The organism is Embleya sp. NPDC050493 (assembly GCF_044458105.1).
Classification (GTDB): Bacteria; Actinomycetota; Actinomycetes; order Streptomycetales; family Streptomycetaceae; genus Embleya.
Window position 1 is genome coordinate 500148 of the sequence record NZ_JBITHP010000002.1, and the last position, 22197, is coordinate 522344.

Below are 22197 nucleotides of genomic sequence, written 5' to 3' on the forward strand. Positions count from 1 at the left end.
GACTCATAAGGGGCGAATCGTGTCGATCGGTCAGAGCCTCGCCGAGGCGCGAGTGCGGTCCGGTCTCACTGTGGAACGGCTCAGTGAGGTCACCCGCATCCGACAGGTCATCATCGAGGGGGTCGAACACGACGACTTCGAACCCTGCGGCGGCGACTTCTACGCCCGCGGTCACATCCGCACCCTGGCCCGCGCGACGGGCCTGGACCCGGAGCCTCTGGTCGCCGAGTACGACCACACGGTCGGCGGGACCAGCACCCCCCGCCCGACCGAGATCTTCGACTCCCCGCGCAAGTCGATCGAGTACCGCAGGCCGAACTGGACCCTGGCCATGGGCATCGCCGTGGTCATCGTGTTGATCTTCGCCTTCATCCAACTCGCCGGCGGGCGCGCCGAAGACGACGAGAAGGAGACCGCGTCGCGGGTCACCCCGACCTCGGCCGCCCCCGCGGCACCCGCGCCGCCGCCACCACCACCGCCGCCCACGGTCGCGCCGGTGGCCAAGCCGCCCGAGTTCCCGGCCGAGGTGGTGGTCACGATCACCGCGGTGGACGGTCGCAGCTGGGTCCGCGCGTTCGACGCCAAGAACAAGCAGATCTTCGAGACGATCCTGGACAAGGGCGAGGCCAAGACGCTCACCGACCCCGAGCAGCTCATGGTCCAGGTCGGCAACTCCGGCGCCACCCGGATGACCGTCAACGGCAAGGACATGGGCCCGGCGGGCGAGGAGGGCGCCGTCGTCAAGCACACTTTCGTGCCCGGCGACCCCGTCCCGCAGATGCGGGCGACCGCCTCGGCCACGCCGTCCACCCGCTGACCGACCATCGTGACCTCCCCGGAACCATCGGACGCTTCCCTGCGTCCGGCCCACGCCCGTGTCTGACGTAGGCTTTCCGGCATGTCCGCCCGCGATACCACCAGCCCCGCCGCCCCGGCCGAGAGCCCCTCCGCCCTGCGCACCGTCGCCCTGGTCACCCTCGGCTGCGCCCGCAACGAGGTGGACTCCGAGGAACTCGCCGGCCGGCTGGAGGCCGACGGCTGGTCCCTCGTCGAGGACGCCTCGGACGCCTCCGTCGTCATGGTCAACACCTGCGGTTTCGTCGAGTCGGCCAAGAAGGACTCGATCGACACCGTCCTGGAGGCCGCCGACCTCAAGGGCGACGGCCGCACCCGGGCGGTCGTGGCGGTCGGCTGCCTGGCCGAGCGCTACGGCGACCAGCTCGCGGGCGCGCTGCCCGAGGCGGACGCCGTGCTCGGCTTCGACGACTACGGCGACATCTCCGCCCGCCTGCGCTCGATCCTGGCGGGCGACGCACACACCCCGCACGTCCCGCGCGACCGCCGTGCGCTGTTGCCGATCACCCCGGTCGAGCGCCAGGCCGCCGACGTCGCGGTGCCCGGCCACGGCGCCCCCGAGGACCTCCCGGAGGGCGTCGCCCCCGCCTCCGGGCCGCGTGCGCTGCGCCGCCGGCTCGGTTCGGGCCCGGTCGCCTCGCTCAAGCTCGCCTCCGGCTGCGACCGCCGCTGCTCGTTCTGCGCGATCCCCTCCTTCCGCGGCTCCTTCCTCTCCCGCCGCCCCTCGGACGTGATCGCCGAGGCCCGCTGGCTCGCCGAGCAGGGCGTCCGCGAGATCGTCCTGGTCAGCGAGAACTCCACCTCGTACGGCAAGGACCTGGGCGACCTGCGCCTGCTGGAGACGCTGCTGCCGGAACTGGCCGCCGTCGAGGGCATCGAGCGGGTCCGGGTCAACTACCTCCAGCCCGCCGAGATGCGGCCGACCCTGGTCGACGTGCTCACCGGCACGCCCGGCGTCGCGCCCTACTTCGACCTGTCCTTCCAGCACGCCTCCGAGCCGGTGCTGCGCCGGATGCGCCGGTTCGGCTCGCGCGAGGCGTTCACCGCGCTCCTGGACCAGGCCCGGGCCAAGGCCCCCGAGGCCGGCGCCCGCTCGAACTTCATCGTCGGCTTCCCCGGCGAGACCGAGGAGGACGTCGACGAGCTGGAGCGCTTCCTGATCGCCGCCCGACTGGACGCCATCGGCGTGTTCGGCTACTCGGACGAGGACGGCACCGAGGCGGCGGGCTACGCCGACAAGCTGGACCCGGACGTGGTGGCCGCGCGCGTGGAGCGGATCTCCCGGCTGGCCGAGGAACTGGTCGCGCAGCGCGCCGAGGACCGGATCGGCACCGAGGTGGTCGTGCTGATCGAGGAAGTGGCCGAGGACGGCACCGCCGAGGGCCACGCACACCACCAGGCCCCCGAGACCGACGGCTCGACCACGGTGCTCGGCGAGGGCCTGCGGGTCGGCGATCTGGTCCGGGTCCGGGTCACCGACAGCGAGGGCGCGGACCTGCACGGAGAGGCGATCGACGTGATCGTGCCCGGGGGCGATCGGTGACGGCCGAACCGGCACCGCAGCGCCGGCGTCCGGCCGAGGCCGTTCGCGCCGCCGCCGCCAACCACCCGCCGAAGCCGGACCGCCTCGGCGACCCCACCGACTCGGTGAGCGCCTGGAACGCGGCCAACGCGCTGACCATGATGCGGGTGGCCCTGGTGCCGGTCTTCGTCGTCCTGCTGCTCCAGGACGGCGGCCACGACCCCGCCTGGCGGGCCTGGGCGTGGGCCGCGTTCACCGTCGCCAGCATCAGCGACCTCTTCGACGGCAAGCTGGCCCGGATGCACAACCTGGTCACCGACTTCGGCAAGCTCGTCGATCCGATCGCGGACAAGGCGCTGATGGGCGCCGCGTTGATCAGCCTGTCCGCGCTCGGCGACCTGCCGTGGTGGGTCACCCTCGTGGTGCTCGCCCGCGAGATCGGCATCACCCTGCTGCGCTTCTGGGTGATCCGCCACGGCGTGATCCCGGCCAGCCGGGGCGGCAAGGCGAAGACCATGCTCCAGGGCGTCGCGATCGGCATGTACACACTGGTCATGACCGGCCCGCTGGCCAGCACGCGGGCCTGGGTCATGGCGGCCGCGGTGATCATCACCGTGGTGACCGGCCTGGACTACATCGTCAAGGCCGTACGACTGCGACGCGGCACGCCGGTGCCCGCCGGACAGGTCTGACGTCGGGACGGATCCCGACCACGGGGGGGAGAAGGGCCATGCGCGAATTGAAGGTCGAACTGGTCGCGGTGGGGGACGAGTTGCTCGTCGGCGACGTGGTGAACACCAATGCGGTCACCCTCGGCCGCCGGCTCACCGCGGCCGGACTGCGGGTCACCGGCGTCTCCACCGTGGGCGACGGCCTCGGCGAGATGATCGACGTGCTCGGCCAGGCCGTGCGGCGCGCCGACGCGGTGATCGTCTCCGGCGGCCTCGGCCCCACCTCCGACGACCGCACCCGTGAGGCGATAGCGGCCGTGGCCGACGTGGAGCTGCGCCGGGATCCGGCGATCGAGGCCTGGCTGCGGCAGCGCTATCAGGGCATGAACCGCACGCTGACCGCGCTCGGCCTCCAGCAGGCGGACGTGCCCGAGGGCGGCCGCTCGTTGCCCAACCCGAACGGCAGCGCCCCGGGCGTGGCGATGCCGATCGGCGACGTGCAGGTCTACGCGGTGCCCGGCCCGCCGCACGAGATGATCGCGATGACCGAGGAGCAGGTGCTGCCCGACCTGCTGCGCCGCGCGGGCGATCCGCCGATCCGGGCCCAGCGCCAACTGCTCACCGCGTCGATCGGCGAGGGCGTGATCGCCGGGATGCTGGAACCGCTGGAGAAGGAACTCGCGGTCGCGGGCGCGGTCGAGGTGGCCTACCTCGCGACCGCCGGCCGAACCCGGGTCAAGCTCACCGCGACCGCCCCCGGCGGCGCCGAGGCGGTCGACGCCGCCGCGCTGCGGGCCCGGGAACTGCTCGGCGGCTGCGTCTACGGCGAGGCGGGCGACACGCTGGCCGGCGTCGTCCTGGCCCTGCTGCGCGAGCGCGACGCCACCGTCGCGGTCGCCGAATCGCTCACCGGCGGCCTGGTCGCCGCCGAACTGACCGCGGTGCCCGGCGCGTCCGCGAGCGTGCGCGGCTCGATCACCGCGTACGCCACCGATCTCAAGAACTCGGTGCTCGGCGTGGACGCCGACCTGCTCGCCGCGGAGGGCGCGGTTCATCCGGATGTGGCGGCCCGGATGGCCGAGGGTGTGCGGCGCGTCATGTCGGGTACGTACGGGGTGGCCACGACGGGGGTTGCCGGTCCGGACCCCCAGGACGGCAAGCCCGTCGGCACCGTACACATCGCGGTGGCCGGCCCCGAGGGAACAACCGTGCTGTCGTTGCTGTTCTCGGGCAGTCGGAGCAGGATTCGGGAGATGACCACGGTCCGCGTACTGGACCTGCTCCGGTGCGTCGTGGCGGGGCTGCCGACCGAACAGGACCCGGCGTGTACGGGGTGACCGGGAGCGCCCGCCGGCCGGGGAGACCACTGCGGTCGGGAATGCGCGGGACACGCGGAAGGCTGGGCAACGAGGTGCTGCGAATCGAGGCGGGAGCGTCCCGCGAACCCCATGGACCCTGGACACCCCCGCCGTCAAGGTTCCACGCCCTGAGTGAACAGGACCGCAAGGCGGGCACACCCGCGCGGTCGGGCAGGTACGGTGGGGCTGTGGTGACCCCCCGAGCCGCCCTAGGAGGGAGCGACCGATGATCCTGCTCCGTCGCCTGCTGGGTGACGTGCTGCGGCGCCAGCGCCAGCGTCAGGGTCGCACCCTGCGCGAGGTTTCGTCCTCAGCCCGGGTATCCCTTGGCTACCTGTCCGAGGTCGAGCGCGGCCAGAAGGAAGCCTCGTCCGAACTGCTCGCCGCGATCTGCGACGCGCTGGACGTGCGCATGTCCGTGCTCATGCGGGAGGTCAGCGACGAGCTGGCTCTCGCCGAGCTGGCCTCGGCCGAGGCGATGCGACCGGTGCTGGAGCCGGTCGGCGCGGGCTTCACGCCGAACGAGCGCGCCGCCGCGGAACGTCAGAACAACGACCGGTCGTCGGGCCCGGCCCCGATCTCCGCCGACAACGCGGTGAGCGTGGTGGTGGCGGCCTGAGGACGACGACCGAGGGTGTGGTTTTTCCCACTCGGGAGTATCGATCGACGGAATCGGGGCATCCGGTGTCGTGTACACCGGGTTCCCCGACCCGGTGGCCGAATCGACACCAACCCCGAGGAGTCGTAGCACCATGGTCGTCGTCAAGAGCCCCCTGTCCGACGAGGCACGCAAGATCACCGGCGAGGCGCTCCAGGGTGCCCTCGTCGACCTGATAGACCTCTCGCTGGTCGCCAAGCAGACGCACTGGAATGTGGTCGGCCCGCGCTTCCGCTCGATCCACCTCCAGTTGGACGAGGTGGTCGCCTCGGCACGCACCTTCGCGGACACCGTCGCCGAGCGCGCCTCGGCGATCGGGTACAACCCCGACGGCCGGGCCGCGAGCATCACCGCGGGCAGCGGCGTACCCCAGCCGGATTCCGGCTGGATCAAGGACGCCGATGTGGTCGGCTACTTCGTCGGCGTCTACGGCGCGGTGATCGAGCGCATGCGCGAGCGGATCGCGGCCACCGAGGAGCCGGACCCGGTCAGCCAGGACCTGTTCATCACGATTGCCGCGGATCTCGAGAAGATGTCGTGGATGTTCCAGGCCGAGAACCAGGCCTGAGCGGCTCGCATCAGCTGTCGCAGCCCCGTCTCCCCTCGCGGGAGGCGGGGCTGCGGCGTGGGTGGGCTACCAGGGCATCGCGATGCCGCCGTTGGGGCGCAGGATCTGGCCGGTGACGAACCTGGCGGCGTCCGAGGCGAGGTAGGCGACCGCGTAGGAGATGTCGGTGGGCTCGCCGACGGTGCGCAGCGGGGCCATTTTGGCCATCGGCGCGGCCACGGCGGCCTTGCGCTCCAGGTCCTCGTTGCCGTCCGCGTCGGTCCAGTGCCGGCCGGTCATCCCGGTGACGATCCAGCCCGGCGCGATCGCGTTGACCCGCACGCCGCTGGGGCCGACCTCGGTGGCCAGGGTCTTGGTCAGCTGGACGACGGCGGCCTTGGCCGCGCCGTAGCACAGCAGGCCCGAGGTGGCGGTGTCCACGGCGCCGGAGGCCATGTTGACGATGCTGCCGAAGCCCTGCGCGGACATCACGCGCGCGGCGGCCCGGCAGCCGAAGAAGACGCCCTTGAAGTTGATCGCGAGGACCCGGTCGAGGTCGGCCTCCTCGGTTTCGATCACCGTGCTCGAATGCATCACCCCGGCGATGTTGGCGAGTACGTCCAGCCGACCGTGCGCGGCGACCGCGTCGTTGATCAGGGCGTCCACCTGGGCCGCCTCGGAGGTGTCCACGGCGGCGGCGGTCGCGGCGCCGCCGGCGGCCACGATCGCCTTCGCGGTCTCCTGGGCTCCCGCTTCATGGATGTCCGCGCAGACCACGGTCGCACCCAGGTCGGCCAGCACCTCGGCGCTGGAGCGGCCGATGCCCGAGGCCGCGCCGGTGACGACGGCGACCCGGCCGGTCAGATCGAGGGCTTCACGAAACACGGTTGGCCTCCCGGCGCTAGGCGTGCACAGCGGGCCGACCGTACGAGCCATCTGACGAACAGTCAATAAAGGTGCCGGGCAAGGAGATCGGTGTCACCGCAGGCCCTCCTGGCGGTGGCACCAGCGGTGCGCGGCGCCGCCGATGGGGAAGATCCCGCCCGCGGCGAGTGCGTCGCACGGGTCGATCTCGACCTGCCTCGGCCGCCGGGCCGACCCGGTGGCGCGGGCGGGTCGGGGCGGGCGGGCCGGGCCGGCGTCGGCGCGCGGGCGCGGGCGGGTGGTCCGCGGCGGATCCGGGTCCGCGGCCGGGTCGGGCGTGGGCGCCTCGGCCTCGTCCGCGGTCCCGGCCCCGGTTTCGGACTCCGTTTCGGAGTCGGCCGAGCCGCCCGCCATCGCGGTGATCGCCGGTGCGGGCTCCGCCGCGAACGTGGCGGCGGGAGCGGGTGCGGGAGCGGGTACGGCCGGTGTGGCGGGAGCCGCCGCCGCGGCGGGCGGCGGCGCGGGTCGCGGCGTCGGATCCGGCGCCGCCACCCTGGTACAGCCGGCCGCGGCCGACAGCAGGACGGGCAACACCAGGGCGGGCACGATCCGGGACCAGGTCATGCCCTGTACGACGAACCGCCCGGGCGTCGGTCACCCGGTGTACTCCCATCGGGTGACGGCTGGCAGCGCGGGCACCAGAACGTCACCCGCGGTGGGTCGCCCAGATCGGCCCGCCGGATCCGGCTGCCGCAGCGCGCGCACGGGCGACCGGCGCGACCGTAGACCCAGTGCCGCCGACCCGGCCGGGTGTCGCCCGTGGTGACGTGCCCGACCCGGTCGCGGTTGGCGTACAGCAGGCGGTGCGCCAGGGTCGCCCACGCATGCGGATCGCCGGCCGCGGCCACCGGGGTCCAGGGGGCGACCCCGCGCAGGAAGCACAACTCCGCCCGGTACACGTTGCCGATCCCGGCCAGGTTGCGCTGGTCCAGGAGCGCGTCGCCGATCGGCCGGTCCGGGCGGCGGGCCAGACGGCGGGCGGCCTCGGCCGGATCCCAGTCCGGGCCCAGCAGATCCGGCCCCAGGTGCCCGACCACGGTCGACTCGTCGGCGGTGCGCAGCAGTTCGACCACCGGCATCCGCATCCCGACGGCGGTCTGCGCCGCGTTCGCCAGCACCAGCCGGATCGCGTGCCAGGGGCGGGGGAGCGGGCGGGTGCCGGTGGGGTGGATCTCCCACGTGCCGTCCATCCGCAGATGGGTGTGCAGGGTGAGGTCGCCCTCGATCCGGGTCAACAGGTGCTTGCCGCGCGGGACCACCGCCAGGACCGGGCGCCCGGTCAGATCCACGGTCGCCAGCCTGGGCACGCGGAAGTCGGTCACGGTCAGCGCACGGTCCACCAGGGCGGCACGCAGCCGCCGCGCCGCCTGATACACGCTGTCGCCTTCGGGCATCCCACCATTGTCCCGGGTGCCCGGCCGTTCCGGGGGCGGGGGACCGAGCCCGGGGCCGGCCCTCCGAGTCCCCCCGGACCCGTCGGTGCGGCCGAACCCCGGGGGTCACGGTGCCCGGGTACAGCGGTACAGGGACCGACGTCGCGAGCGCGCGGCCAGGAACACGTTCGCGACGCCGGATCCGTGTACGTCCGACCGTGACGCGTGCAGGGTCGCCACGGGCGGATGGTGCCGGTCGACTCCGCCGGGATCACTCCCGGCGTCGCCTTCCGTGACCACGATCCTGCGCGACGTACATGACCGGGGTGTTTCGCGGACCGGGCGCTCGTGTAACGAAACGGTGTCACCCTCGTAGGCGCAGCCCCCGGGGGGTGGCGTGGAATCCGGCGGCCTCCAGGGCCTTGCCCAGCGAAGAGGTCAACACCTCGGCGCCGTCGGCCTTCTCCACCGTCAACTTGCCCAGCGCGCCCGCGCGCACCGCGGCGGCCAGCGCCTCGGCCGCCGGGCCGACCCGGTCCGGGTCGTCGGTCCAGGACAACAGCGTGCGGCCGCCGCGCTCGATGTACAGGATCGGCTCGCCGTCGAGCAGGATCACCAGCGCACCGGCCTTGCGGCCCGGCCGGTGCCCGCCCGCGGCCTCCCCGGGCCGGTCCGGCCAGGCCAGCGCGGCGCCGTACGGGTTGGCCGGGTCGGCGGCGGCCAGCACCACCGCGCCGGGCAACTCGTGCGGCTCACGGCGCTCGCTCGCACCCTGCAACGCACGCAGCCGATCCACCGCGCCGTCGGCGGCGAACTGGGCGGCGCCCAGCCCCTCGACGAAGTAGCCCCGGCGGACCCGGCCGCCGTCCTCGAACACGCTCAGCACCTTGTAGGCGGCGGCGAAGCCGCCGGGGCTGCCCTCGGCGACCACCGCGCCGCGGGTGACCACGCCGTGCCGGTCCAGGAGCGTCTCGGCCAACGCGTGCGCCCGCCGGGTCGGATCGGGCTCGGGCGCGGGCGCCAGCGACCAGCGGCCGGCCACGGTCGGCGGCCCGCCGCGAACGGGCGCCACCGGCCGTCCCCGGCTCAGCCCCGCGTACCGCCCGCGCGGGGTCGCCCGCCGGGCCCGGTGCGCGGTCGAGCCGGACGTGCGTCCCGAGCCGAGCAGCGCGCGCAGCGGGGTCAGCGTGTCGCCGGTGACCCGCCCGGACCACACCAGGTCCCACAGCGCCTCGGCGATCGCCGCCTCGGACGCCGGCGTCGGCAGGTCCAGCCGCTCGGTCAGCTGCCGGAAGAACAGCGCGTAGCCGCCCGTCAGCGCGGCCAGGATCGCGCTGTGCAGCGACGTGGTCTCCAGCGGAACCGGCGGCGGGAGCAGATAGGGCGCGGCGTCCGCGAGGTAGAGCGAGAGCCAACCGTCCTTGCCCGGCAGCGCGCCGTGCCCGGCCCACACCACCTCGCCGGCCGCACACAGCTCGTCCAGCATCGCGGGGTGGTAGTCGATCACCCGCGAGGGCAGCACCAGCTTCTCCAGTGCGGAGGCCGGCACGCTCGCGCCCTGGAGCTGCTCGATCACCCGGATCAGACCGTCCGGGCCGCGCACTCCGCTCGCACCCACGCCCTGCCATACGGTCAGGAACCGGGCCAGCGCGACCGGCGGCACCGGCTCCACCTCGTGCCGCAGCGCCGCCAGCGAGCGCCGGCGCAACATCCGCAGCACCTCCGCGCCGCACCACTCCAGGCCGGAGCCGCCCGGACGGAACTCGCCGGAGACCACCTGCCCGCCCGCGGCCAGCCGCTCCAGCGTGCCCGTGGTCACCGCGACCCCCAGGCCGAAGCGGGCGGCGGCCTCGCCCGCCCGGAACGGCCCGTGCGTGCGCGCGTGCCGGGCCAGCAGGTCGCCCAGCGGATCCTTGACCGGCTCGGTGAACGCCTCGGGCACCCCGACCGGCAGGGGAGTGCCCAGCGCGTCGCGCAGCCGGCCGGCGTCCTCGATGCCCGCCCAGCGCTCCTCGCCCGCGATCCGCACCCGGATCACCCGGCGGGAGTCCTCCAGGCCGGTCAGCCACCCGGCCTCGAACGCCTCCGTGGCGCGCGCCGCGACCTCGGCCGTGGTCAGCGGCCCGAGCAGGCGCAGCAGGTCGGCGACCCCCTCCGCGTCGCGCACCCGGCGGTCCTCGGCGAGCCGCTGCAACTCGGCCTCGGTGCGCGCCAGCACCTCCGGGTCGAGCAGTTCGCGCAGCTCGGCCTGGCCGAGCAGCTCGGCCAACAGCCGCGAGTCCAGCGCCAGCGCCGCCGCACGCCGTTCGGCGAGCGGCGAGTCGCCCTCGTACATGAACTGCGCGACGTAGCCGAACAGCAGCGAGCGGGCGAACGGCGACGGCTCGGTCGTGGTGACCTCGACGATGCGCACCGCGCGGGTGGCGATGTCGCGCATCAGGCCGGTCAGCCCGGGCACGTCGAACACGTCCTGGAGGCACTCGCGCATCGTCTCCAGGACGATCGGGAACGAGCCGTACTCACTGGCCACCGCGAGCAGCTGGGCCGAACGCTGACGCTGCTGCCACAGCGGCGTGCGGCGGCCCGGCATCCGGCGCGGCAGCAGCAGCGCCCGGGCCGCACACTCGCGGAAGCGGGACGCGAACAGCGCCGAGCCGCCCACCTCGGCGGTCACCAGCGGCTCCACCTCGGCCTCCTCGAACACCGCGAAGTCCGACGGCAGCGCGCCGGCCGCGAGGTCGTCGGGCACTTCGCCGAACGGGTCGCCCGAATCCGGCAGCCGCAGCACGATGCCGTCGTCGCCGTGCATGGTCTGCACGTCCAGACCGGTGCGCTCGCGCAGCCGGGCCGAGATGGCCAGCGCCCACGGTGCGTGCACCTGGGCGCCGAACGGCGAGTGCACCACGACCCGCCAGTCGCCCAGCTCGTCGCGGAAGCGCTCGACCACGATCGTGCGGTCGTCCGGGATGTGGCCGCAGGCCTCGCGCTGCTCGCCCAGGTAGCCGAGCAGGTTGTCCACCGCCCACGGATCCAGGCCCGCGGCGGCCACCCGCTCGCGCGCCCGCTCCGCCGGCAGCGCGCCCACCTCGCGCACGAAGGCGCCGAGCGCGCGGCCCAGTTCCACCGGCCGCCCCAACGCGTCGCCGTGCCAGAACGGCAGCTTGCCCGGCACCCCGGGGGCGGGCGAGACCAGCACCTTGTCGTGGGTGATGTCCTCGATCCGCCACGACGAGGTGCCCAGCGTGAACACGTCGCCCACACGGGACTCGTAGACCATCTCCTCGTCCAACTCGCCGACCCGCGACTTCGCGTCCCCGGCGACCAGGAACACGCCGAACAGGCCGCGGTCGGGAATGGTGCCGCCGGAGGTGACCGCGAGCCGCTGGGCGCCCGGGCGGGCGGAGAGCACGCCGCCGACCCGGTCCCACACGATCCGCGGGCGCAGCTCGGCGAACGCGTCCGAGGGGTAGCGGCCGGCGAGCATGTCCAGGGTCGCCTCGTAGGCCGACGCGGGCAGCGCGCTGAACGGCGCGGCCCGGCGGATCAGCGCGAGCAGCGCGTCCACGTCGCGGTCCTCGACCGACACCATCGAGACGATCTGCTGGGCGAGCACGTCCAGCGGGTTGCGCGGCCCGCGCACCGACTCGATCGCGCCTTCGCGCATGCGCTCGGTGACCACCGCGGTCTGCACCAGGTCGCCGCGGAACTTGGGGAAGATCACGCCCCGCGAGATCGCGCCGACCTGGTGCCCGGCCCGGCCCACCCGTTGCAGGCCGGAAGCCACCGAGGGCGGCGACTCGACCTGGACGACCAGGTCCACCGCGCCCATGTCGATGCCCAGCTCCAGGCTGGAGGTGGCCACCACGGCGGGCAGCCGACCCGCCTTGAGGTCCTCCTCCACCTGGGACCGCTGCTCCTTGGACACCGAGCCGTGGTGGGCGCGCGCGAGCAGCGCGGGCGCGCCCCGATCGCTGCCCGCCTGCGCCATCAGCTCGGCCGGCGAGGAGTCCTTGGGCAGCTCCTCGCCGGTGGCCCGCTCGTAGGCGATCTCGTTCAGCCGGCCGCACAGTCGCTCGGCCAGGCGGCGCGAGTTGGCGAACACGATGGTCGAGCGGTGCGCCTGGATCAGGTCGACGATGCGTTCCTCGACGTGCGGCCACACCGACGTCTTGCGCTCGTTGCCGGCCTCGTCGAAGTCGCCGCTGCCGGAGCCGAGTTCGCCCATGTCCTCGACCGGGACCACGACCGAGAGCTCGAAGGTCTTGGCGGCCGGCGGCTGGACCACGTGCACGTCGCCGGTCGAGCGCATCCAGCGGGCCACCTCCTCGACCGGGCGCACCGTCGCGGACAGGCCGATCCGGCGCGCGGGGTGCTCCAGGAGTTCGTCCAGTCGCTCCAGGCTCAGCGCCAGGTGTGCGCCGCGCTTGGTGCCGGCGACCGCGTGCACCTCGTCCACGATCACCGTGTCCACCCCGCGCAGCGCCTCGCGGGCCTGCGAGGTGAGGATCAGGAACAGCGACTCGGGCGTGGTGATCAGGATGTCCGGCGGCTTCGTGGCGAAGCGGCGTCGGTCGGCGGCCGGGGTGTCGCCGGAGCGTACGCCCACGGTGACCTCGGGCTCGGGCAGGCCCAGGCGCACGGACGCCTGCCGGATGCCGGTGAGCGGGCTGCGCAGGTTGCGCTCGACGTCGACCGCGAGTGCCTTGAGCGGCGAGATGTACAACACCCGACAACGCCGGCGCGGGTCGGCCGGCACCGGTTCGGCGGCGAGCCGGTCCAGCGCGGACAGGAACGCCGCGAGCGTCTTGCCGGACCCCGTCGGCGCGACCACCAGCGCGTCCTTGCCCTCGGCGATGGCGCGCCAAGCGCCCTCCTGGGCCCGGGTCGGCGCGTGGAAGGCGCCGGTGAACCACTCCCGGGTGGCGGGAGAGAAACCGGCCAGGACCGAAGCGGGGTCGTCGTGTGGCATAACTCCCCATGGTGCCGCGTGGCTCCGACATCCGCGTCGCGCGACGAGCGGGCGACCTCGGGAGTCGGCGCTACTGGGATACTGGTCGCATGGGACTCACCGACTTCTGGCGACGCATGCGCGCCCACTTCGGCGACTCGTACGCCGAGTCCTTCGCCCGTGACCACGTGATGTCCGAGCTGGGCGGGCGGACCGTGCACGAGGCGTTGGCCGCGGGCATCGAGGCCAAGGACGTCTGGCGCGGGGTGTGCGTCTCGATGGACCTGCCGACGACCAAACGGGCCTGATCCCGGACCCGTCCCAGGCGACACCGGGCAATACCCGGGCATGCTCGGCGGCATACCGGGCGGACACAGCGTGACGCTCTAGTCTCTTTCTGTCATCCACATGCATCGCGACACGTGGTGCGGGAGAGCACAGGGAGCCCATGTGACCACACCCGACACGCCCGCCGCGCAGGACGCCTCGCGCGAACGGATGCCGTCGTGGTTGCCACGGGCCGTGTTCGTGATCCTGGCGATGATCGCGGGCTTCCGGCTGCTCGGCTGGACGCTGGCGCACCTTCGCTCGCTGCTGATCGACCTGCTGCTCGCGTTCTTCCTCGCCCTGGCCTTCGAGCCGGCCGTGGACCGGTTGGCCCGGCGCGGCATGCGGCGCGGGGTGGCCACCGGCCTCGCGTTCGTGGTGGTCTTCCTGGCCTGCGCCGGTTTCCTGGCGGTGGTGGGCTCGCTGCTGGTGGACCAGGTGGTCGCGTTCGCGCACCACCTGCCCGACTACCTGGACGACCTGGTCGGGTGGGTGAACCGCACCTTCGGCACCGACCTGACGGTGGAGAAGATCCAGGGCGACATCTTCAAGGACTCGGGCACCGTCCAGAACTACGCCGAGCGGGTGGCGAACAACGCGCTCGGCCTGTCCGCCAAGATCGTGGCCGGCCTGTTCGAGTTGTTCACCATCGCGCTGTTCACCTTCTACTTCACCGCCGAGGGCCCGCGGATGCGCCGCGCGGTGTGCTCGCTGCTGCCGCCCGAGCGGCAGGCCGAGGTACTGCGCGGGTGGGAGATCGCGATCGACAAGACCGGCGGGTACCTGTACTCGCGCGCCGCGCTCGCGCTGATCTCGGCGCTCGCGCACTATGTCGCGTTCCTGGTGCTCGACCTGCCGTACGCGGTCCCGCTCGCGCTGTGGGTCGGGCTGATCTCGCAGTTCGTGCCGACCGTGGGCACCTACATCGCGATCGTGCTGCCCGCGCTGATCGCGATGACGGTGAGCCCGTTGACCGCGGTGTGGGTGGTGCTGTTCGCCACCGCCTACCAGCAGTTCGAGAACTACCTGCTGCTTCCGCGGGTCACCGCGCGCACGGTGGAGATCCACCCGGCGCTCGCGTTCGGCGCGGTGATCGCCGGCGCCGCGCTGCTCGGCGCGGTGGGCGCGCTGATCGCGATCCCGATCGCGGCCACCGGCCAGGCCTTCGTGGGCAGCTATCTGCAGCGCTACGAGATCCCCGAGCACCGCCTGACGCCGGACGAGACCCGACCCCGGCGCCGCCCGGGCCCGCTCACCAGGATGTGGCGGCGCGCCCGGGGCGGGCGGCGCCGCGCCGACCCTCAGGACCAGAAGCGGAACAACCGGTAGCCGTCGCTCGCCAGGAACGGCGACACGTCCAGCGCGTCGGTGATGTGGTCGATCACGTCGTAGAACCAGCCGTTGACCGACGGCGACCACAGCAGCGCGAACAGGAACAGGATCGCGTAGGGCGCGTACGGCGCGATCGCCCGGCGGAAGTCGTACGGCAGCCAGGGCTCGATCACCCCGTAGCCGTCCAGGCCGGGCACCGGCAGCAGGTTGAGCACCGCGGCGATCACCTGGAGCTGGATCAGGAACGAGAACGCGGCGGTGAAGGTGGGGCTCGCGCCGTCCACCGCGCCGGAGGACAGCAGCAGGGCGAGGGCGATCGCCAGCACCGCGTTGGTCAGCGGTCCCACCGCCGACACCAGGCTGTTGCGGACCCGGCCGCGGATCGCGGAGCGGTCCAGGTAGACCGCGCCGCCGCTGAGCGGGATGCCGCCGAGCAGCACGAAGATCGTGGGCAGGATGAAGGACAGCAGCGGGTCGCTGTACTTGAGCGGATCCAGGGTCAGGTAACCCTTGCCCACCACGCTGTCGTCGCCCGAGCGCAGCGCGGCGAACGCGTGCGCGAACTCGTGCAGGCACAACGACACCAGCCAGCCCGACATCACCAGCAGGAAGACCCCGGTCCGGGTGGCCGCCTCCGAGCTGCCGTCGTCGTGCCACGTGTACCAGGTCGACGCGGCGCAGACCGCGACGATCGCGAGGAAGATCGGGCTCGGCCGCACGTGGCGCAGCGAGCCGGCCGCGGGGCCGCGGCCGTAATCTCCGTAGGGGTGCGTCACGAACTGCTCCAGGTGCGGGATGGGGCCGTACGGCCGTTCGATCGTACGGCCCCGTCCGGGCACGCGGTCCGGGCACTCAGTGGAACGTGTGCTCCGGGCCCGGGTAGACGCCGCCGACCACTTCGCCCGCGAACGCCTTGGCCGCATCGCCGAGAGCGCCGCGCAGGTCGACGTACTGCTTGACGAACTTGGCCGTGTGACCGGTGGTCATGCCGGCCATGTCGGTCCACACCAGCACCTGGGCGTCGCACCGCACGCCCGCGCCGATGCCGACGGTGGGTATCTCCAGCAGGTCGGTCACGCGCGCGGCCAGTTCCTCCGGCACACACTCCAGGACCACCGCGAACGCGCCCGCGGCCTGCATCGTCTTGGCGTCCGCGATCAACTGCTCGGCGCTCTCCGCGTCCCGACCCTGCACCCGGTAGCCACCGAAGGCGTGCACCGACTGCGGGGTGAGCCCGAGGTGGGCCATCACCGGTACGCCCGCGGCGACCAGCGCCTCGACCTGACGCGCCGAGCGTTGTCCGCCTTCGAGCTTGACCGCGCCCGCGCCGGCCTCCTTGAGCAGCCGCACGCCGTTGCGCAGGGCCTGCTCGGGTGATTCCTGATACGAACCGAACGGCAGGTCGGCCACGATCAGCGCACGCTTGGTGCCGCGCACGACCGCGCCGGTGAGCATCACCAACTGGTCCAGGGTGACCGGCACGGTGTTCTCGTAGCCGAGATGGTTGTTGCCCGCGGAGTCGCCGACCAGGAGCACCGGGATGCCCGCGTCGTCGAAGACCGAGGCGATCGTCGCGTCGTACGCGGTGAGCATCGGCCAGCGCTCGCCGGCCCGCTTCGCGCGGGCGAGGTCGCGCACGGTGACCCGGCGCCCGGTGCCCTCGCCGCCGTACAGGGTCAGTCCCGGACCGTCGGTCGAAGTGGCTGCCGACTGCGGGGAATTGTTGCTGGACATGGTGTTCTCCCGACTCGAGGCGCTCGGACGGCGTCCCCGGACAACGCCATGGTGACACGCGCCGTTACAGGACAACAGGGGAGTCGGACGCCGGATTCCGAGTGATCGCCCGGGCCGGCATTTGCCGAGGCTTTGCAATACGAGACGGTCTCGTTTCGTAAATTGCCCCTAGCCTGTGAGGCAACCAGAACAAGTCTCACGTGTCCGATGAATCGAGCTTCACCCGTGACTTCAGCGAACGTTCCCACCGCGCGCACGGTCGACGAGCACATACATCGCCGCCGCTGGGCCATCCTCGGCGTGCTGGTGATCAGCCTGCTGGTCGTCGTCCTCGACAACTCGATCCTCAACGTCGCCATCAAGACGATCGCCGATCCGGAGAAGGGCCTGGGTGCCACCCAGAGCGAACTCCAGTGGGCGATCAACTCCTACACCCTCGTGTTCGCCGGCCTGCTGTTCACCGCCGGTATCCTGGGCGACCGCTTCGGTCGCAAGCGCACCCTGCTGTTCGGCATGGTGATCTTCGGCCTCGCGTCGCTGCTCTCCGCCTACTCGCGAAGCCCCGAGCAACTGATCGCCGCCCGCGCGGTGATGGGCTTCGGTGGCGCCTTCGTGATGCCGGCCACCCTGTCCATCATCAGCAACGTGTTCGAGCCGCACGAGCGGCCCAAGGCGATCGGCATCTGGTCCGGCGCGGTGGGCCTGGCGATCGCGATCGGCCCGATCACCGGCGGCGCGCTGCTCGACCACTTCTGGTGGGGCTCGGTCTTCCTGATCAACGTCCCGATCGTGCTGGTCGGCATCGTGGCGATGCTGCTCCTGGTGCCGGACTCGCGCGATCCCAAGCCCGGCCGACTCGACCCGATCGGGGTCGCGCTGTCCATCGCGGGTCTGGTCTCGCTGGTCTACGGCATCATCCGCGGCGGCGACGCGGGCTGGGGCAGCGCGGAGGTGATCGGCACCATCGTGCTCGGCCTGCTGATCCTCGGCTTCTTCGTGTGGTTCGAAAAGCGCAGCGACCATCCCGCCCTGGACGTCAAGTTCTTCCGCGACCCGGCCTTCTCCGCCGCGGCCGGCGCGATCGGCCTGGTGTTCTTCGCGCTCATGGGCGTGACCTTCTTCATGGCCTTCTACCTGCAGAGCGTGCGCGGCTACACCCCGCTGCAGACCGGTCTGCTGCTGCTCCCGCTGGCGGTCGCGCAGCTGATGTTCTCGGCGCGCAGCTCGGGGATGGTCAAGCGGTTCGGCGTGCGTGCGGTCACCACCGGCGGCATGCTCGTGGTCGGCCTGAGCTTCCTGGCCTTCCTGGGGATGGACCGCACCTCGCCGATCTGGATCCTGTGCGTGGTGTTCTTCTTCCAGGGCGCCGGCATGGCGCACGTGATGCCGCCGGCCACCAACTCGATCATGTCCTCGCTGCCGCGCGAGAAGGCCGGCGCCGGCTCCGCGGTCAGCAACACCGTGCGCCAGGTCGGCGGCGCGCTCGGCGTGGCGATCCTGGGCTCGGTGTTGTCCTCGGTCTACCGGGACCGGATCTCCGGCGACCTGGACAAGCTCCCGCCGAACGTGCCCAAGGGCCCGGCCGGCGACTCGGTCGAGGCGACGCTCGCGGTGGCCGGCCGACTCGGCGACAAGGGCGCGGCGCTCGTGGACCCGGCCAAGGACGGTTTCATCGACGCCATGCACGCGGCCTCGATCGGATCCGCCGTGGTGGGGCTGATCGGTGCGGTCGTGGTGTTCCTGTGGATGCCGCGCCCCGAGGCCGGGCAGACTGCCCCCCAGGCGGGCGCAGTCGAGCCGTCCGCCGAGGAACAGCGCTCCGCGAAGGTCTGACATGCAGCCTGCGACATCCGCATCAGCGGCCGTACCCCCGGTCGACCCCACGGCCGAACCCCCGGTCGACCCGGTGGCCGACCCCGGCGCGGTGGACAAGCCGCGCCGGGGCCGGCCGCGCAGCGAGGAGGCCGAACGGGCAATCCTGGACGCGACGCTGCGCCTGCTCGACGAACACCGCAGCATCGCCGCCATCTCCGTCGAGGCGGTGGCCCAGGAGGCGGGGGTGGGCAAGGCCACCATCTACCGCCGCTGGCCCGGCAAGGAGGCGCTGATCGTCGCGGCCGTGGAGGCGGCCGAGGCGATGCCGGCGGTGCTCAAGGGCCGATCGCTGCGCGAGGATCTGGTCCTGGTCCTGGAGCACATGCGTCTCCAGGCCGTCGACAAGCGCGGCGACGGGCTGATGGGGATGCTCACGGGCGAGATGCGCAGCCATCCCGAACTGCACCGGCGCTATCACGAGGTGGTCGTGGAGAAGCGCCGGGCGATTCTGCGCGGCCTGCTGCAACGCGGGGTGGATTCCGGCGAACTGCGTGCCGACCTGCCGATGGAGGTCCTGATGGACCTGGTCACCGGCCCCATACTGGTACGCAAGCTCGTACGGGAGAACGCAAGTCTGGAGCCGGAGCTGCCGGGGCAGATCGCGGATGCGCTGCTCGGCGGGATTCGCGCTCGCTCCTGAGCCATAGGGAACCTATCGGCCGCTTTCCGGCGTCCGTTTCGACGTAGGCGACGTTTTGTTCGTACGTTGACGCGGACACATCCGGGACGCGAACCCGGGACTTCAGGAGGCAGCATGACGTGGCCCACCACGACGGACACCGGAGCCGAGCCGCAACCGGCCGGCGACGGGAGTCCGCGGCGCGGGTCACGATGGTCGTGGCAGCGAATCCGCGAGGATGCGGTCCGTATCTGGCGCACCCCGCCGTGGCGTCGCGGCCGGGTGATCGCGGTGTTCGCGGTGCTGGCCACCCTCCCGCTCGCGTTCCACCGGCTGGTGCCCAACACGCCGGGCAACTGGGGCAGCTTCGTGGAGACCTTCCTGCCCTGGGCCGGTCTGGTCGTCCCGGTGCTGCTGGTCTGCGCGGCGATCCGTCGCTCGTGGACCGCGGTCGCCGCGACCATGTTGCCGATCCTGGTCTGGGTGACCATGTTCGGCGGATTCTTCCTGCCCGGCCGCGGCGGCGGCCCGCACGACCTGCGGGTGGTCAGCCTCAACGTGAACGCGGACAACCCGGACCCGGCCGGCACCGCCCGCTCGCTGCTGGGCGCGAACGCGGATGTGATCGCGCTGGAGGAACTGCCCGAGGGCGCCTGGAAGCTGTACAACGCGGTGCTCAAGGACCGGTACCCGAACGTGCAGCACGAGGGCACGGTCGCGGTGTGGACCACGGCCGGCTTCCCGATGGACAAGGCCGAGGCGGTCGACGTCGGGATGGGCTTCACCCGCGCGCTGCGCACGACGATCAAGACGCCCAAGGGCGACGTCGCGTTCTACGCCGTGCACCTGGCGTCGGTGCGCTTCGGCCCGAGCGGCTTCACGGTCGGCGACCGCAACCGCACGATCGGCGCACTGGCCCGGTCGCTCGCGGTCGAGACGGCGCCGCACGTGGTGCTGGCCGGCGACCTGAACGGGACCACCGACGATCGCGCGCTGCAGCCGATCACCGGATACCTGCGGGACGCGCAGGACGCGGCGGGCACCGGGATGGGCTTCACGTGGCCCGAGTCGTTCCCGATGGCCGCGATCGACCACATCATGTACCGCGGGATGGCCGCCGCCGATGCCCGGGTGCTGGGCAGCACGCCGAGCGACCACATGCCCGTCCTGGCGGACCTGCGACTGCGCTGAGCCGAAACGCGAAGGGGCCCGACCGCATCGGTCGGGCCCCTTCGCGTGCCCTTGTCGCCTCGTGCCGCGTGTTCGTGCGCCCTCGGGTGGCTGTGCGGGCGCGTTCAGCCGCTCTCGCGCCACCGGTTGGTGATCGGCAGCCGCCGGTCCCGGCCGAATGCCTTGAGCGAGATCTTGGTACCCGGCGGGTACTGCCGACGCTTGTACTCGGCGGTGTCCACCAGGTGGAGGATGCGGTCCACCATCGCCGGCTCGAAGCCCGCGGCCACGATCGCGTCGCGACCGATGTCGCGCTCGACGTAGTCGTCCAGGATGTCGTCGAGCAGTTCGTACGGCGGCAGCGAGTCGGCGTCGACCTGGCCCGGGCGCAGCTCGGCGCTCGGCGGCTTGGTGATCGAGTTGACCGGGATCGGTGCCACCTCGCCGCGCCGCTCGGCCTCCGCGTTGCGCCAGCGCGAGAGCCGCCACACCACGGTCTTGGGTACGTCCTTGATCGGCGCGAAACCACCCACCGCGTCGCCGTAGAGCGTGGAGTAGCCGCAGGCCAGCTCGCTCTTGTTGCCGGTGGCCAGGACCAGATGGCCCTCCTGGTTGGACAGGCCCATCAAGGTGGTGCCGCGCACTCGGGCCTGGAGGTTCTCCTCGGCCAGGCCGGTCAGTCCGAGCGCGCCCAGGTAGGCGTCCACCATCGGCGCGATCGGCACCTGGCGGTAATTCAGCCCGATCCGCTCGGCGGTGTCGGCCGCGTCGTCCTTGGAGTGTTCGGAGGAGTAACTGCTCGGCATCGAGATGCCGTACACGTTCGCGCCACCCACCGCGTCCGCCGCGATCGCCGCGACCAGGGCCGAGTCGATCCCGCCGGACAGGCCCAGCAGCACCGAACCGAAGCCGTTCTTGACCACGTAGTCGCGCAGCCCCAGGACCAGCGCGCCGTAGATCTCCGCGTCGTCCGACAGGGCGGGTGCGATCGAGGGCTCGGCCGCGGGCGCGGGCACCGGCGCGGCGTGCTCGGTGACGATCACCTGCCGGATGGTCAGGCCGTCGGCCACCACGTCGCCGCCGCTGTACACGCTGTCGTCGACGGTGCGCTCGGGCAGGTCCAGGTCGGCGATCAGCAGCTCCTCGCGGAACTGCGCGGCGCGTGAGAGCACCCGTCCCTCGGCGTCCACGATCAGCGAGTCGCCGTCGAAGACGAGTTCGTCCTGACCGCCGAAGGCATTGACGTAGGCGAGGATGCAATCGGCCTCGCGGGCGCGGCGGCGGACCAGTTCCAGGCGCGAGTCGTCCTTGCTGGCCTCGTACGGCGACGCGTTGATCGACAACAACAGGCCGACCCGCGCGGCGCGTGCGGCGGCCACCGGGCCGCCCTCCTGCCACAGGTCCTCGCAGACCGCGATCGCGATGTCGATCCCGCCGATCCGGGTGACCAGGAGTCCATCGCCCGGGACGAAGTAGCGGTACTCGTCGAAGACGCCGTAGTTGGGCAGGTGGTGCTTGGCCGAGCGGGCCACGATCCGGCCGCCGTGCAGCACCGCGACCGCGTTCTGCGGGGCCCCGGCCGGGCGGCCCAGCCGGGGCGTGGACACCGCGCACCGGTCCAGGTGGCCCACCACGACCGCGATCTCGCCCAGCCCCTCGGCGGCCAGCCGGGCCGCGAGCGCCTCCAGCGCGAGGCGGGAGGCCTCGACGAAGGACGAGCGCAGGGCCAGATCCTCGACGGGGTAACCGGTGAGCGCCATCTCCGGGAACGCCACGAGCGACGCGCCGCGGTCGGCGGCCTGCCGGGTGCGGCCGAGGATCAGTTCTGCGTTGCCGTGGAGATCGCCGACCGTGGGGTCGATCTGGCTGAGGGCGATGCGAATCCGGGTCACCCGACTCAATGTACCCGACCCTTGGCGTCAAAGTGACGAATAGTGGGGCAGGTGTCGACGGCGCGCCGTGCGGACCCCGTCCCGGACGCGATGGCGGCTGCTCGGCCGGCCGGAAAACCGCAGGCGAACGGCGGGCGAAAGCCGTTTGTTCGAGCAGGCCCGGGGCTCGGCGGCAAAGCACTCGGGCGATACCCTGGGCACAGTTCACCACCGGGCCCCGACGGCTCGCCCGACGGGATCCCCGGAGGGTGCGACGCCGCGCGAAAAGGTATCCCGCAGGTCGCCCATGGAGCGGTTCTCGGGGTACAGGACCACGGGAGTCACGCGAGCACGGCGGTACCCGTGTGCGAGCAGGAGTGCAACGCAAAGGGTACGTAATGTGCCCGAAACCC

The 22197-nt window shown here is 72.6% G+C and carries 18 protein-coding genes; 11 read left to right on the top strand and 7 right to left on the bottom strand.

Annotated features, from left to right (window positions below; translation table 11 throughout):
* Positions 1-19: 19 nt before the first annotated feature.
* The 6 genes from ACIBM5_RS05460 to ACIBM5_RS05485 all read left to right on the top strand — a co-directional run bounded on the left by ACIBM5_RS05460 (position 20) and on the right by ACIBM5_RS05485 (position 5632).
* Positions 20-817: a helix-turn-helix domain-containing protein gene (locus ACIBM5_RS05460; protein WP_396005516.1), complete on the top strand. Its 798-nt coding sequence runs from the start codon at positions 20-22 to the stop codon at positions 815-817.
* Positions 818-898: 81 nt separating this feature from the next.
* Positions 899-2398: a 30S ribosomal protein S12 methylthiotransferase RimO gene (gene rimO / locus ACIBM5_RS05465; RefSeq protein WP_396005517.1), complete on the top strand. Its 1500-nt coding sequence runs from the start codon at positions 899-901 to the stop codon at positions 2396-2398.
* On the top strand, positions 2395-3069 hold the full coding sequence (pgsA, locus tag ACIBM5_RS05470) for a CDP-diacylglycerol--glycerol-3-phosphate 3-phosphatidyltransferase (RefSeq protein WP_391582744.1): 675 nt from the start codon (positions 2395-2397) through the stop codon (positions 3067-3069). The genes rimO and pgsA overlap by 4 nt, the downstream gene beginning before the upstream one ends.
* 38 nt (positions 3070-3107) lie before the next feature.
* A complete protein-coding gene (locus ACIBM5_RS05475) occupies positions 3108-4385 on the top strand; it encodes a CinA family nicotinamide mononucleotide deamidase-related protein (protein WP_396005518.1) in 1278 nt (425 codons plus the stop codon).
* Between the two features lie 247 nt (positions 4386-4632).
* Positions 4633-5025 (top strand): helix-turn-helix domain-containing protein, encoded by a 393-nt coding sequence (locus ACIBM5_RS05480; RefSeq protein WP_391582742.1) that lies wholly within the window; start codon positions 4633-4635, stop codon positions 5023-5025.
* Between the two features lie 133 nt (positions 5026-5158).
* Positions 5159-5632: a Dps family protein gene (locus ACIBM5_RS05485; RefSeq protein WP_391582741.1), complete on the top strand. Its 474-nt coding sequence runs from the start codon at positions 5159-5161 to the stop codon at positions 5630-5632.
* Between the two features lie 66 nt (positions 5633-5698).
* Here the strand turns inward: ACIBM5_RS05485 and ACIBM5_RS05490 are convergent, their stop codons facing one another.
* The 4 genes from ACIBM5_RS05490 to ACIBM5_RS05505 form a co-directional block, all read right to left on the bottom strand.
* A complete protein-coding gene (locus tag ACIBM5_RS05490; protein WP_396005520.1) occupies positions 5699-6496 on the bottom strand; it encodes an SDR family NAD(P)-dependent oxidoreductase in 798 nt (265 codons plus the stop codon).
* 93 nt (positions 6497-6589) lie between these two features.
* Complete coding sequence (locus ACIBM5_RS05495; protein WP_396005521.1) at positions 6590-7099, bottom strand: hypothetical protein; 510 nt, start codon at positions 7097-7099, stop codon at positions 6590-6592.
* Positions 7096-7929 carry a DNA-formamidopyrimidine glycosylase family protein gene (locus tag ACIBM5_RS05500; RefSeq protein WP_396005522.1) on the bottom strand — a complete coding sequence of 278 codons (834 nt, stop codon included), beginning with the start codon at positions 7927-7929 and terminating at the stop codon, positions 7096-7098. The genes ACIBM5_RS05495 and ACIBM5_RS05500 overlap by 4 nt, the downstream gene beginning before the upstream one ends.
* Positions 7930-8272: 343 nt before the next feature.
* The gene (locus tag ACIBM5_RS05505) at positions 8273-12877 is read right to left on the bottom strand and encodes an ATP-dependent helicase (protein ID WP_396005523.1); all 4605 of its coding nucleotides are present in this window, start codon (positions 12875-12877) and stop codon (positions 8273-8275) included.
* An 89-nt stretch (positions 12878-12966) separates the two neighbouring features.
* On the opposite strand from ACIBM5_RS05505, the gene ACIBM5_RS05510 reads away from it, so the two are divergent.
* Positions 12967-13164, top strand: a complete 198-nt coding sequence (locus tag ACIBM5_RS05510; RefSeq protein WP_360304842.1) for a DUF3046 domain-containing protein — start codon at positions 12967-12969, stop codon at positions 13162-13164.
* Between the two features lie 142 nt (positions 13165-13306).
* On the top strand, positions 13307-14512 hold the full coding sequence (locus ACIBM5_RS05515; protein ID WP_396005524.1) for an AI-2E family transporter: 1206 nt from the start codon (positions 13307-13309) through the stop codon (positions 14510-14512).
* Here the strand turns inward: ACIBM5_RS05515 and ACIBM5_RS05520 are convergent.
* Positions 14485-15291, bottom strand: a complete 807-nt coding sequence (locus ACIBM5_RS05520) for a site-2 protease family protein (RefSeq protein ID WP_396005525.1) — start codon at positions 15289-15291, stop codon at positions 14485-14487. The genes ACIBM5_RS05515 and ACIBM5_RS05520 overlap by 28 nt on opposite strands.
* A gap of 76 nt (positions 15292-15367) precedes the next feature.
* Positions 15368-16249, bottom strand: a complete 882-nt coding sequence (panB, locus tag ACIBM5_RS05525; RefSeq protein ID WP_391582734.1) for a 3-methyl-2-oxobutanoate hydroxymethyltransferase — start codon at positions 16247-16249, stop codon at positions 15368-15370.
* A gap of 207 nt (positions 16250-16456) precedes the next feature.
* On the opposite strand from panB, the gene ACIBM5_RS05530 reads away from it, so the two are divergent.
* The 3 genes from ACIBM5_RS05530 (at position 16457) to ACIBM5_RS05540 (ending at position 19934) form a co-directional block, all read left to right on the top strand.
* Positions 16457-18082, top strand: a complete 1626-nt coding sequence (locus ACIBM5_RS05530; RefSeq protein WP_396005527.1) for an MFS transporter — start codon at positions 16457-16459, stop codon at positions 18080-18082.
* Between the two features lies 1 nt (position 18083).
* Positions 18084-18764: a TetR/AcrR family transcriptional regulator gene (locus ACIBM5_RS05535; protein WP_396005529.1), complete on the top strand. Its 681-nt coding sequence runs from the start codon at positions 18084-18086 to the stop codon at positions 18762-18764.
* A 114-nt stretch (positions 18765-18878) separates the two neighbouring features.
* Complete coding sequence (locus ACIBM5_RS05540; protein ID WP_396005531.1) at positions 18879-19934, top strand: endonuclease/exonuclease/phosphatase family protein; 1056 nt, start codon at positions 18879-18881, stop codon at positions 19932-19934.
* A gap of 104 nt (positions 19935-20038) precedes the next feature.
* On the opposite strand, the gene ACIBM5_RS05545 is transcribed toward ACIBM5_RS05540, so the two are convergent.
* Positions 20039-21805, bottom strand: coding sequence for an NAD+ synthase (locus tag ACIBM5_RS05545; RefSeq protein WP_396005533.1), 1767 nt, complete (start codon positions 21803-21805; stop codon positions 20039-20041).
* Between the last annotated feature and the right edge of the window lie 392 nt (positions 21806-22197).